The sequence below is a fragment of the Nostoc linckia z4 genome (assembly GCF_002608075.1).
GTDB classification, from domain to species: domain Bacteria; phylum Cyanobacteriota; class Cyanobacteriia; order Cyanobacteriales; family Nostocaceae; genus Nostoc; species Nostoc linckia.
In genome coordinates this window covers 35,187-47,818 of the sequence record NZ_LAHA01000061.1, presented here as the reverse complement: position 1 = coordinate 47,818, position 12,632 = coordinate 35,187, and the positions used below count along the sequence as shown (strand labels likewise).

Annotated in this window: 9 protein-coding genes; 4 read left to right on the top strand and 5 right to left on the bottom strand. The window is 40.8% G+C overall.

Going from position 1 to position 12,632, the window contains the following annotated elements:
- Window positions 1-563 precede the first annotated feature (563 nt).
- Together VF06_RS31800 and rpsO are read right to left on the bottom strand one after the other, a co-directional pair.
- A complete protein-coding gene (locus VF06_RS31800; protein WP_099072495.1) occupies window positions 564-1,034 on the bottom strand; it encodes a PAM68 family protein in 471 nt (156 codons plus the stop codon).
- A gap of 12 nt (window positions 1,035-1,046) precedes the next feature.
- Window positions 1,047-1,316: a 30S ribosomal protein S15 gene (gene rpsO, locus VF06_RS31795; RefSeq protein ID WP_099072496.1), complete on the bottom strand. Its 270-nt coding sequence runs from the start codon at window positions 1,314-1,316 to the stop codon at window positions 1,047-1,049.
- Window positions 1,317-1,870: 554 nt separating this feature from the next.
- On the opposite strand from rpsO, the gene VF06_RS31790 reads away from it, so the two are divergent.
- Window positions 1,871-3,289 carry an AAA-like domain-containing protein gene (locus VF06_RS31790; RefSeq protein WP_099072497.1) on the top strand — a complete coding sequence of 473 codons (1,419 nt, stop codon included), beginning with the start codon at window positions 1,871-1,873 and terminating at the stop codon, window positions 3,287-3,289.
- 408 nt (window positions 3,290-3,697) lie between these two features.
- Complete coding sequence (locus VF06_RS31785; protein ID WP_099072498.1) at window positions 3,698-7,375, top strand: AAA-like domain-containing protein; 3,678 nt, start codon at window positions 3,698-3,700, stop codon at window positions 7,373-7,375.
- A gap of 197 nt (window positions 7,376-7,572) precedes the next feature.
- On the opposite strand, the gene VF06_RS31780 is transcribed toward VF06_RS31785, so the two are convergent.
- Window positions 7,573-8,349: an ABC transporter permease gene (locus tag VF06_RS31780; RefSeq protein WP_099072499.1), complete on the bottom strand. Its 777-nt coding sequence runs from the start codon at window positions 8,347-8,349 to the stop codon at window positions 7,573-7,575.
- 364 nt (window positions 8,350-8,713) lie between these two features.
- Here VF06_RS31780 and VF06_RS31775 point away from each other — a divergent pair, with 364 nt between their 5' ends.
- Together VF06_RS31775 and VF06_RS31770 are read left to right on the top strand one after the other, a co-directional pair.
- On the top strand, window positions 8,714-9,862 hold the full coding sequence (locus VF06_RS31775; RefSeq protein WP_099072500.1) for a DegT/DnrJ/EryC1/StrS family aminotransferase: 1,149 nt from the start codon (window positions 8,714-8,716) through the stop codon (window positions 9,860-9,862).
- A gap of 445 nt (window positions 9,863-10,307) precedes the next feature.
- The gene (locus VF06_RS31770) at window positions 10,308-10,580 is read left to right on the top strand and encodes a hypothetical protein (protein WP_099072501.1); all 273 of its coding nucleotides are present in this window, start codon (window positions 10,308-10,310) and stop codon (window positions 10,578-10,580) included.
- A gap of 156 nt (window positions 10,581-10,736) precedes the next feature.
- Here VF06_RS31770 and VF06_RS31765 read toward each other — a convergent pair whose 3' ends face one another.
- Window positions 10,737-12,185 (bottom strand): serine/threonine-protein kinase, encoded by a 1,449-nt coding sequence (locus VF06_RS31765; RefSeq protein ID WP_099072502.1) that lies wholly within the window; start codon window positions 12,183-12,185, stop codon window positions 10,737-10,739.
- Window positions 12,186-12,414: 229 nt separating this feature from the next.
- Window positions 12,415-12,603 carry a hypothetical protein gene (locus VF06_RS39755; protein ID WP_143864498.1) on the bottom strand — a complete coding sequence of 63 codons (189 nt, stop codon included), beginning with the start codon at window positions 12,601-12,603 and terminating at the stop codon, window positions 12,415-12,417.
- Window positions 12,604-12,632 lie beyond the last annotated feature (29 nt).

The following is a 12,632-nucleotide window of genomic DNA, read 5'->3' as shown; positions in this document are numbered from 1 at the left end:
TACACACAAGTACTATCTGTAAGGGTTTCAAGCCGTAAAGACCATTTTAACTGTCATTACGAGCGAAGCGTTCGCGAAGCGTCTCGTAGAGAAGTAATCGCATAATCCCGTGGTTTTTGCGATTGCTTCGTCGTTCCTCCTCGCAATGACAGGCTTTCGGAGCGATCCAACAGCTTAGGGATAGACGACGAAACCAAGTGTGAGGTGTAATTTCAAGACTTGTGTGTACACCGTAGCCCCGCAAGCGGGGAGGGGATTGAGGGGTGGGGTAAAACGGCCGCGGGACAAGCGTTTGAGCTTAAGTTGACACCGATGATAGCTATGCGCCCCTATCGGTGTACTTCATTTACTTGAAATATGCTGTATTAATAATATGATTGGGACTTCCAACTAAAAAAATATTCCATCACTGTGTATGCAGAGGAAGCAGAGGAGAAAGAATCTACCGCTATGAAAATGGGATAATTTATTTTCTAGAAGTCCCTGACAATTTTTTTGGTAAGGGAGTGGTAGTTTCCCATCCCCCACTTCTTGTTCTGAATTCTGGATTTGTGAATTCTTCTTTAAGAGTTTTTTTGCCGAGTTTCTCGCCAAACTGCCACCATTCTTCCCCAATTGGTGCCGAATTCACCCAAACCCAGCAGACTCCCGACTCTTTCTTCATCCCAAGAGGCAGAGAGAACGCCATAAGTTATTCCTAAAACCCCCAAACCAAATAATCCCATGTTGACCAATAAAACGGCAATGGGAGCTAGTTTGATGTTGGCGTAGGTGGCAAGCAGATAGCTCACAATCAAGGTGCTAATGGCCAAAATTGTTGGTATACCACAAAATACAGCTACCCGTCGAACCATTCGCTGGCTGACTACTTTCGGAATCGCCATTTCTTCTTTGGTGTAAGGCGGCTTCCTATCAGCTTGGTTGCTGGTTTTTTGTGCTGTCGCTGCTTGTTGAGTTGGAGTTTTTACAGGTTTTTGGCGCTTTTTGTTTGGTTCAAAAGGCAGGCGATTGCGTTCCGATTCTTCAGCAGACATAAGCCATTGCCTCTAACCCCGAATACCGAGACGAGCAATCAAAGCTAGATACTTTTCGCGATTTTCTTTTTGGATATAAGCTAGAAGACGCTTGCGCTGACCAATTAGCTTCAATAGTCCCCGCCGGGAAGAATGGTCTTTTTTATTTGCCTGGAGATGTTCAGTGAGGCGGTTGATCCGCTCAGTTAACATGGCAACTTGGACATCAGCCGAACCAGTGTCGGTTTCGTGAACTTGGTAGTTGGAAATTATTTCTTGTTTCCGCAGTTGCGTCAGAGCCATGATCCAAATTTTAGTTTTTCAATAAATGTATGCAGCAGTCTCCCATAATATCACAGCCATTAAGGTGATGTAGAGTCATTTAGCTTGAAAATAGCGTTAAGGGAACTCCAAAAAATTATTCCGGTTAAAACGTTGACTGTTGACGGTTCGCAGTTAACAGTCAACAGCGAACAACAGCACAACAAGTTTGTGAGAACTTATACTGTATCCCTTGAGCAAAAAATGTAGCAGTCTGTTTTAAGTATAAAAAATCAATTTGTGCTTAAATATACTTCTAATTTAAAGTTGTTAACGAAAAACGTATCTTTTTCATTAATTCAATCCCATAGTTAATTAGAAATGTATAAATAAATTAAACTGCCTACTTGAAAGTTAAGCTTTTTGCTATTAGTTTCTAGGCAAAAAGCCACTTCTGTTTATTCGTACCCACTTACTTGAAAGCTAAAAAAAAGCTTAAAACATTTAAGTAACTGGTCTATAAACGATTGAAAAAATGAGAAAATTGGGCCATAGTAAAAAAAAGTTAACAAAAAAACAGGTTAATAACTAGCGACATGAAACCACAAAAAAGCACGCGAAGCCGGGGTGTTGTGCTGAGTTCTGTCGGGTTAAAGCGTTTACAGGCAGCGATTTTGGCTATGGAAGTAGCAGAAAATTATGGTCAGCGTTTGACTTTAGATAAATTAGGCGAACGCATGAATATCTCCACGAAAACACTGAGCAGATTGTTATCATTAGATACGGGTGTAGACCAAAAAACTTTAAAGCTGTGTTTTAGCGCTTTTAATTTAGAATTAACATCCCAAGATTACATAATTCTCAACGAAGCAGATAAAGTTCAAGCTTCACAATTACTTTCATTGAATTTACATAGACAAAAAACAAGCTTGTATCAAAGTTTAACTCTTGATTCTTTTGTTAACGAACAACCCAAGCAATTAGAAAGTTTTTGGCCATACCCAGATGGGCCTGTACCTTTGGATTCACCGTTGTATATCGAACGTCCACCCATTGAAGAATTGGTTTATCGGGAAATAATTCAACCAGGGTGTGTGATTCGGATTAAAGCACCAAGACAGATGGGTAAGAGTTCTCTGGTGCTGCGGTTGTTAGCCTTTGCACAAAAGCAAGGATATCGGACAGCTAATTTGAATTGCTACCAAATTGATTCTGATTCTTTGACTAACTTAAACAAATTATTGCGTGGTTTTTGCTGGCATGTTGCTAGAGAATTAGACATCGATCCCAACTTAAATGAAATGTGGGATGAAGAAATTGGCTGTAAGTTGAGTTCCACCTTTTATTTGCAAAGCTATTTGCTCAAACAAATTACCACTCCCATAGTTTTAGTTTTAAATGAAGTCGATCGCTTTTTTGAATATCCTCACATTGCTCAAGAATTTTTTGCATTATTGCGTTCTTGGTGTGAGGAAGCACAACAAAATCACAATTGGCAGAAATTGAAATTAGTAGTGGTTTATTCTACAGAAGAATATGCCACTTTAGATATTAATCGCTCTCCATTCAACATTGGATTACCCATCCGTCTTGGAGAATTTACTCAAGAACAGATAGAAGACTTAGCTAGACGACACGGTTTAAATTGGAATAGTAGCAAAGAATCCAGCCAACTAATGTCATTTGTAGGCGGTCATCCAGCACTAATTCGGATTTCCCTATATTTTCTTCGATCGCAAGAACTAACTCTCCCAGAACTGATGACAGAAGCCATCGCCAACGGCGGCATTTACCGCTATCATCTATGGCGACTGTGGTTACAACTACAAGAAAAACCCACTTTAGCTAAAACCTATGCCCAATTGGTGAAATCCCCGCAAAGCACCTTTATTAATCCAATTGAGGCCTATCAACTTGACAGTTTAGGCTTGATTCGTTTTGAGGGCGATCGCATTTTACCAAGTTGCGAACTCTACCGCGCTTATTTTGGCAAACAACTATCAAGAATTGTTTAATAAGCTGTTTTGCATTTGGCGTTGCACATTGACTACACAGATATTATTCACAAATGATTTAGGATTACTAATCAATAGTATCTTGCTTTTTTGAGCAACATGCAAGGACAGTTAAGACACTTAAGCAAACAGTTAATCGTAATTTGAAATCAATAACGGACAGTTAAGACATTTAAGACAGTTAAGGAAAAATTACAGATTCTTGACTTAAGAAAGTGATACAATCCAATTTGAATAAAAGCAGTAAACTGGAAAATGTTTACTGCTAACAAAGTATCGACAGCAATTGCAAATTATTGGTGATGCACAAGATAACCGATTGATTTCAAAAATCGGGTATCTTGGAATTACACAATGAAAAATAAATGGAATTGCTAGTTAATCTATTTTTTGTAGTCGCACTTTGATATGAGATACCAAGTAGGGGGTAGTCTTCGTAGTGACGATCCCACATATGTTATCCGTCAGGCAGACGAAAAACTTTATACCAGCTTGAAAGCTGGAGATTTTTGTTACGTCTTAAACTGTCGGCAGATGGGTAAATCGTCTTTACTACAGCGCACAAGTTATCGCCTGAAACAAGAAGGTTATAACTGTGTTTACTTGGATATGACCCGCTTGGGTAGTGAAGATACTACACCGGAACAATGGTACAAAGGTATAACCATCAGCTTGTTTTATAGTCTAAATTTGGCAGAAAAAGTCAATTTTAAAGAATGGTGGAACGCACAATCAGGAATTTCTTCGGTACAAAAATTACATCAATTTGTAGAAGAACTATTATTAACAAATCTGCAAAAACAATCTGAGACTAATGGGAAAGCCACAGGAATTATTATCTTTATTGATGAGATTGATAGTTTATTGAGTTTAAATTTTCCCGTCAACGATTTTTTTGCATGGATTCGTCATTGTTACAATCAACAAGCATCTAATCAGAATTTTCAACGCTTAGGATTTGCACTATTTGGAGTAGCTAGTCCATCGGATTTAATAGCAGACAAACGGCGGACGCCTTTTAATATTGGTACAGCCATCGAGTTACAAGGCTTTCAATTACATGAAGCAACACCATTACTCAAAGGGCTAGAAGAAATCATCTCTCAACCACAGAGAATACTACGAGAGATAATTTATTGGACGGGAGGACAGCCGTTTTTAACCCAAAAACTCTGCCAACTAGTTGCTCAGGCCGCCTTAAAAACATCATACGGAACAATCTCATTACTGCCAGGAACCGAAGGATTTTGGGTAGAACAACTAGTGCGATCGCAGATTATCGAACATTGGGAAACCAAAGACGAACCAGAACACCTGCGGACAATTCGCGATCGGTTACTTTTCCACGAACACCGAGCCGGAAGATTGCTGGGACTTTATCAAAGAGTGTTGCAAGCAGAAGATGAGGAAGACGCGGGGATGGGTGGACGCGGGGACACAAAGACAAGTAATTCTTTGCATCCTCTTTTCGCTGTACCGACGGATGATAGTCCAGAACAAACAGAACTTTTGTTATCTGGGTTAGTTGAAAAACGCAACGGCGATCTCAAAATTAAAAATCCCATTTATCGTCATGTTTTTAATGCCCAATGGGTACTCAGATACTTAGACAACCTCCGTCCATACTCGCAAACATTCAACGCCTGGGTAGCATCGGCTTATAAAGATGAATCGCGTCTGTTGCGAGGAAAAGCTCTCAAAGATACTCAAAATTGGTTGCAAGGCAAAAGTCTGAGCGATTTGGATTATCAATTTTTAGCCGCTAGCCAAGAATACGAACGCAAAGCCGTGCAAACAGCATTGGAAGCAGCACGAGCCAAAGAAGTAGCAGCAAGGTTAGCACAAGAGCGAAAAACTGCTAAATTGCAAAGATTTCTCTTAATTACAGTAGCTATTGCCTTACTCGTCTCCAGTGGATTGGCCACAGGAAGTTTCATTTTGTACCGCCAAACTCTCAAAAGTGCATACCAAGCAAAAAGCAGCGAAATCCGAGCGCTTGTATCTTCTTCTGAGGGGCTGTTTGCTTCCAATCGCCGATTAGATGCCCTCATAGAAGCAATCAAAGCCAAGCGTAGACTAGAAAAACTAGATAAACCAAACCCAAAGATTCAGCGTTTGGTGAATGACGCATTGCAACAAGCAGTTTATGGAGCAGATGAGTACAACCATTTTTCCGGTCATACAGCAGCTGTTTTAGCAGTAGATGTCAGTCCTGACTCTTCTTTAATTGCCTCAGTCAGCATAGATCAAACAATCAAGCTTTGGCGACGAGACGGTACACAAGTTGCCACTCTCAAAGGCCATAAAGGAGCAGTGAGAGCCATCGATTTTAGCTCTGACGGTCAGATGCTGGCCTCAGCTGGTGAAGATGGCTCTATTAAACTGTGGAACCCAGATGGCACTTTAATCAAAAGTTTCAAAGCTCACACTGGTTCCATCTGGGGATTAGCCTTTAGTCCTGACGGTCAATTCCTGGCCTCCGGTAGTTGGGACAAAACTGTGAAACTTTGGAAGCCAGACGGTACCTTGCTCAACACCTTTGAAAGTTACAAAATGGGTTTTTCTGGAATCACCTTCAGTCCTGATGGTCAAATACTTGCTGCTGCAAATCTAGACAGAACAGTAAAACTCTGGAAACGAAACGCTTTAGGCTGGGAAAACGCCCAACCCCTACAAATTCTCCAAGGTCATACAGCTTGGGTAATGAAAGTAGTTTTTACTCCTGATGGCCAAACCATCGTTTCTGGGAGTGAAGACAAAACTGTGAAACTTTGGAAGCGAGATGGCAAAGACGGCAGCTACCGCGAGTATAAAACTCTTAAAGGTCACACTGCGGGGGTTTGGGGAGTGGACTTGAGTGCCGATGGTCAAACTATTGCTTCCGCCAGTCTCGACAAAACAATTAAACTTTGGAATATTGACGGTACAGAACTGAGGACACTTAAAGGACACAGTGCCTCAGTTTGGGGAGTGACTTTTAGTCCCGATAACACCTTTATTGCTTCAGCGGGCACAGAAAACGTTGTCAGACTGTGGCAAAAAGAAAATCCATTCCAAAAAAGTATTATTGCCCATGAAGCCGGGATTTGGTCAATAGCGATCGCCCCTGACAGTTCCACCATTGCCACAGCTAGCCACGAAAACACTGCTAAACTTTGGAGTCGTCAAGGTAAATTGCTGAAAACTTTTACTCAATCTGGCGGTGCAATATTTGAGGTTTCATTCAGTGAAGATGGCAAATTGATTGCTCTGCGCTGCTACGATGATACCTTAAGACTCAAAAAGCTTAACGGCAGTTTGGTCGCTAGTTATAAAGATCCTCTGAATAAACCCTTAGCAGCAGTATTAAGTCCCGACGGTAAAACCATCGCAATGGGAAGTGTGGAAAAGTTTATTCAGATTTGGAAACGCCATCGACCCGCACCGCAGACAATCAAAGCACATGAAGCCGAAGTTTGGGAAGTTGCATTTAGTCCAGATAGCCGCCTCATTGCCTCTGTTAGTGGTGATGGCACTGCTAAGCTGTGGACACTGGATGGTAAGTTGTTAGAAACACTCAAAGGTCACACCGCAGCAATTTGGAGAGTCACCTTTAGCCAAGACAGTAAAATGCTGGCAACTGGAAGTGGCGATAATACTGTTAAGTTGTGGGCTGTTGGTGGTAAATCAGCACTGTCCAAGCAGCACCAAAAAAGGAGTTTTCCGGGGCAAGTCACTAGCGAACCCCAAAGGGGCAAGTTGCTGCAAACACTCAAAGGTCACATCGCCGCCATTTGGGGAGTTGCCTTTACTCCCGACGGCAAAATAGTTGCTTCTGGCAGTGTAGATACTACAGTTAAACTTTGGCAGGTTGATGGTAAAGAACTGACTACCCTCAGAGGACATACAGCAGCCATTCGGAAAATTGCCATCAGCCGCGATGGAACTTTGCTAGTTTCCGGAGGAGATGACAACACACTCATTTTGTGGAATTTGCAGCGAATTCTCAACCTAGATGCACCAGCTTATGCCTGTGATTTGGTGCGGGATTATTTGAAAACAAATATAGCAGTGGAACAGAGCGATCGCTTTCTTTGCAACCAATGAAAAGGGTTACGTTTTTTCATAATTTGGCGTAAGTCATGAGAATCTATCTTTGCAGATGTGGACGATGAGTAAATTAAAGTCAGCAAGTGATTTTTTCTGAGTAATTTATTCTTTGGAAATCCCTATGAGTTACCTGTTCCCCGTTCCCTATTCCCTTCACAGAGGAACTTTCTTAACCCAAGCGTATTGAGTTAGAGTTACCTGATTAATTGTGCCGCAGAATTAAAAAACTGACGACACAATCCCCTAGTTAATAACACTGTTGTCAGTAAGTTAGCAAAAGCAACTAGGAAGGTAATTAAAATTTCGTAGGATATAGCATCCAGGGGTCTGACACCAGCTAGTAACTGACCAGTAGTAATTCCTGGTATTGCTACCATACCGATAAGTATCATTTGATTAAAAGTAGGTATCAGTGCTGCTCTGATGGCGTCTTTGCGGTACTGGGCGATCGCTTGTTCTGGAGTTGCGCCTAAGCTCAAGTAAGTTTCTATTTCCATATGGCTGGAATTAATGGTGCTGACAAGACGTTCCCCAGCGATCGCTGCGGCATTCATGGCATTACCTATGACTATTCCTGCTAGGGGAATCACATACTGTGGTTCGTACCATCTGTTTGGTTGAAGAATTAAGAAGCTAGTGTAAAGCACTGTCATGGCAGTGCTAATAAAAATTGCACCCCACACCAAAGGCAATACATAAGGAATCTTTTGGCTGATGCGATTTCGTGCGACAATCGCCGTAATTGTCAGCATAATTGCTAATATTGCCAAAACCGCCCAACCATTGTTCAAAGCAAAGATGAAATCTAAAATGTATCCCAATACAAGTAGTTGTAAGATGGTTCTTCCAGTAACAAGGGCTAAGTTCAACTCTAGTCCTAACTTTTCCCAGATAGATACACCAATAGCCATGGCCATTAATCCTAAAGCAATGCCTAAATCTACAAAATCTAGCTCTATTGGCTCCTGCATCAGTTTTGCATCTCCTGGTATTTTCTTCTCAAAGCAGCACCCACACGTGGAACTTTGATTCGATGTCTTGGCTCTTGGTTGATATATATCACCTTCATCAATTGAAAATTCAAAATGCTACAACTTTAACATGGTAAACACTTAGTAAACTGCCCTGACATCTTTTTGTGTTGATTGTTGATGGTTGACAGTTAACATTCAGCGTTCAACCAACGTCATGATTAACTGTGCAATTTAAAAACTCAATAACTTAACACAACTATCTGTAAATTAACGTGTAGTAGTTGGCTACACCACAATTTAAGCAAAAACCCTAATAGATGCCTGATTTGGGCGATAGTCTTTTCCGATAAAATAAAAACTCATGTTCCAAAGCGTAAATCCCGTCCCTGCTTTTGACATCAAGCAACAATACACCAGCATCGAAGCAGAAGTAAGTGCAGCTGTTTTAGAAGTTCTGGCTTCTGGTCGTTATATAGGTGGCCCCTTAGTCGAAGGCTTCGAGCAACAGTTTGCTGCCTATCATGGTGTTAGTCAATGTGTAGCTTGTAATTCTGGTACTGATGCGCTCTATTTAGCTCTACGAGTTTTGGGAATTGGTGCAGGCGATGAGGTGATCACAACACCTTTCACTTTTATCGCTACTGCTGAAGTGATTAGTGCCGTGGGTGCAAAACCTGTTTTTGTAGATATTGATGCGACTACATTTAATTTAGATGTAGAGCAAATAGCGGCGGCGATTACACCAAAAACCAAAGCGATTATCCCGGTTCATTTATTTGGGCAACCAGTGGATATGACATCATTGATGGCCATTGCTCTTGCTCACAACTTGTCAGTCATTGAAGATTGCGCTCAATCTACAGGCGCAATCTGGGGCGAGGAAAAAGTCGGAAGCATTGGACATATTGGTTGCTTTAGTTTCTACCCTACTAAAAATCTTGGTGGTTGCGGGGATGGCGGAGCGATAACAACTAACGACCCAGCCATCGCTGCCAAACTGCGAATCCTACGAGATCATGGAAGTAAAATTCGATATTTACACGAAGAAATAGGTGTAAATAGCCGCTTGGATGCTCTACAAGCGGCTATTTTGCAAATTAAGCTGCGTTATTTGGATATTTGGAATGAACGGCGGCGAGAAATTGCTAATTATTACTATCAATTCCTGAGTCAAATTCCCGCCATTGTCCCGCCTCAAGAATTACCAGGGGGTATTGGCGTCTGGAACCAATACACCATTCGCATTTCCGGCGAAGGACGAAATGGTGCTAGCGCCAAATATCGAGATTGGGTACGTACTCAACTACAAGAGCAAGGTGTCAGTTCAATGGTTTACTATCCCTATCCTTTACACTTGCAGCCAGTTTATCAAAACCTGGGCTATCAAATTGGAGACTTACCAGTGACAGAACAAGCTTGCCACGAAGTCATATCTTTGCCTATGTTCCCAGAACTCACACAACAACAACAAGACCAAGTAATTTATGCGCTAAAGGATTGCTTGAATTAAGCTAAAGCGTTGATTGTTGACTGTTAACTGTTTACTGTTGACGGTTAACAGTTAAGTAGAACAGGATAAATAATTAAAGGTTTGTAGTGAGAACTTTTGTTCTCAAAAAAGGACTAAAGTCTTTACTACGAACTGAATTTTATGATTTTTACATTTTCAAGTCGTTCTACTTGACTTTTTTATACTTCATTTGCATGGGAAGTATTGTTTGAAGGTCATTATTGCTGCCAATCAGGGAATTAAACTAAAAAGTGACCAAGAATTCAGATTTCTATTGGCGGCAAAGACAAAATGATTAATAAGCTGCTTTTGCATTTAAGTTGCATATTTTTTCCTGTTGAGAGTTAATCGTCAACCGTCAACTGTATGAGGGACTGTGCAATTTAAAACCGCATCAGCTTATCAGTTTTGTTATGGCCTTTGTTTGAAAGTTTGATGGTTGTAGATGAACATAGGAATAATCCAGCCTTACAGTAACGGCTTTTTAGACGTTGTACCAGAGGGTGAAGGCAGTGACTATTGGCACATTGCAGCTATACACATCAATGGCCAAGCTTATTGTCCTAGTCCTCGGCTTTATCGTTCAGAAACAGTGGCATTAACAAAAGCTGCACAAATTTATGATTGGATAGCTGACCACGAAAATCAAATTGTCAATGGAGCTTACAATTGTTCTGAATTAAACCTCATTATATGGCAGCAACCAAAAGTATCTTAGTTAAATTTAATTAACGCTATGGCGATTAATCACAATTAGATAATTGTGTTTGTTTAAATCCCCTAATTTTAACTGTGGGAATTCCTTGTTGCTTGTTTCCTTTTAAAGGTGTAAAACTTAATTTAAAAGGCAACAAACAGCAGGGAACAGTTTGTTTCACTTTATTTCCTTAAAAGACGTTTTAGCCATCGGTGCGCTTAAATCTTTGCTAGCAAAGGCGCAATATGCTTCTGGATTGATTTGTCCGTAATTTTTAAGAAAGTGAATACAATTAGGACGGTCTTTAAAGGTGGCTACATAAACTATGAAGGAATTTTTTTTATCTGATAAATTGGGGTAATCTGGTATCCATAGCACCCCTGATTGACTAATTCCTTGAGATTGTAAAATTTTCACTTGCTTGATGGCAGCTTGCAAATTTGGCAAACTAGAATTTGCTACGAAATAAAAAGAATTCGGTAAATTAGCAGCGTTTGTAATTGGCAATTCGCGGATTGTGCCGATTTGATTATTTGCTGTTCCTGGTGGAAGGGACAAAGAAGAATTTTCTCCAACTTCTGTTTTTGGAAGTAGGGAAGATGTCGCTTCTTGATATGTCCCGGATTGAGGAGAGTTTGCTAACAAAAGACCAATGATGACCGATGCACCAATTAATCCACCACCGATTAAAGTGCTACCAACAAAAATAGCGTTTTGTTTGCTGCTTTGGGCAGCTGGCAAGCGGATGACAGAATTAGTCAAAGCAGAAAATTGATTATACATCGGTACGTTTGGTGCAGCTGAATTGGCAACGTTTTCCAAAGCATTCAGCATTTCTTTAGCAGTTGAATACCGTTCTCTAACATCAAATTGAGTTGCTTTTTTTAAAATTTCCATCAAATGGGGACTGATGACATCCCGATCCCAAACATGTTCTCCAGTATAGGAATCTGTCATCAATTCGTGAGGCGATTTTCCCATCAACAAGAAAATAGCTGTTAGTGCCAAACTATATAAGTCACTGGCAAAAACTGGGCGTCCTGCTGCTTGTTCGCTAGGCATGAAACCGGGTGTACCAATGATAATGGAATTACTAACAGTGCCTTCTGGATACATGACTGTTGCCATTGTTTCCCGCACTGCGCCAAAATCAATTAAAATTGGCTTGCCATCAGATGAACGCAGAATAATATTGTCCGGTTTAATATCGCGGTGGATAATACCTTTGCTATGTACAAAGTCCAGCAATTTCAACAGACTGATTAAAATGGGAATTACTTCACTTTCGCTCAAACAACCGTTTTGTTTTACGTATTGGTTTAAGGTTTGTCCAGAAATCCATTCTTGTACGAGATAGAATTGCCCATCTGCTTGAAAGTAAGCGTACAAAGTAGGAATTTGCTCGCTTGCCCCACCCAGATCTTCTAAAATAGCGGCTTCTCTTTGAAATCGCCTTTGTACCAATTGGTAAACATCTGGATTTTCGGTTACTGGCTTGAGTTGCTTAATTACACAACGCCGCCCAGAAGGCATTTGGGTATCTTCCGCTAAGAATGTTTCGCAAAATCCACCAGTTCCAAGTACGCTAATAATGCGATAGCGATCGCTCAAAAGTGTTGATATCATAACGTTTTCTTGACTTAGGTTTGTTTGGAAGCACTCTCTATAAATAAGGATCTACAACTGCCTGCTTTAATAACTTTGACAGTGTATAGTTTTTGATATAAATTATTAATCTTTTCTAAACAAATAGACAATTTATTAGCTGCACACTTATTTAGAGTATCTAAGTATGAGAATATCACGAATTGCCTTTTTAATTAAGATACTGAAATAGATATGGACAATGGTAAAGCTATGAGGAATTTTTATTAAGAATTGAATATGGGGCATGGGGCATCGGGCATGGGGAGAGGGGGGGTAGACAAGGAGAGAAGTCTGAGCGGAGGTTTCCGACCATCAGAACTTCGGAGAGAAAGATTGCTACCTTGTCTCCCTCGTCCCCCTTGTCTCCCTCATCTCCCTCATCCCCCCACCTCCCCACCTCCCCACCTCCCCACCTCCCCACCTCCC

Coding starts and splice junctions, on each gene's coding strand:
- VF06_RS31800 (WP_099072495.1), bottom strand. CDS start 1,034: ATGTCTGCTGAAGAATCGGAACGCAATCGCCTGCCTTTTGAACCAAAC.
- rpsO (WP_099072496.1), bottom strand. CDS start 1,316: ATGGCTCTGACGCAACTGCGGAAACAAGAAATAATTTCCAACTACCAA.
- VF06_RS31790 (WP_099072497.1), top strand. CDS start 1,871: ATGAAACCACAAAAAAGCACGCGAAGCCGGGGTGTTGTGCTGAGTTCT.
- VF06_RS31785 (WP_099072498.1), top strand. CDS start 3,698: ATGAGATACCAAGTAGGGGGTAGTCTTCGTAGTGACGATCCCACATAT.
- VF06_RS31780 (WP_099072499.1), bottom strand. CDS start 8,349: ATGCAGGAGCCAATAGAGCTAGATTTTGTAGATTTAGGCATTGCTTTA.
- VF06_RS31775 (WP_099072500.1), top strand. CDS start 8,714: ATGTTCCAAAGCGTAAATCCCGTCCCTGCTTTTGACATCAAGCAACAA.
- VF06_RS31770 (WP_099072501.1), top strand. CDS start 10,308: ATGAACATAGGAATAATCCAGCCTTACAGTAACGGCTTTTTAGACGTT.
- VF06_RS31765 (WP_099072502.1), bottom strand. CDS start 12,185: ATGATATCAACACTTTTGAGCGATCGCTATCGCATTATTAGCGTACTT.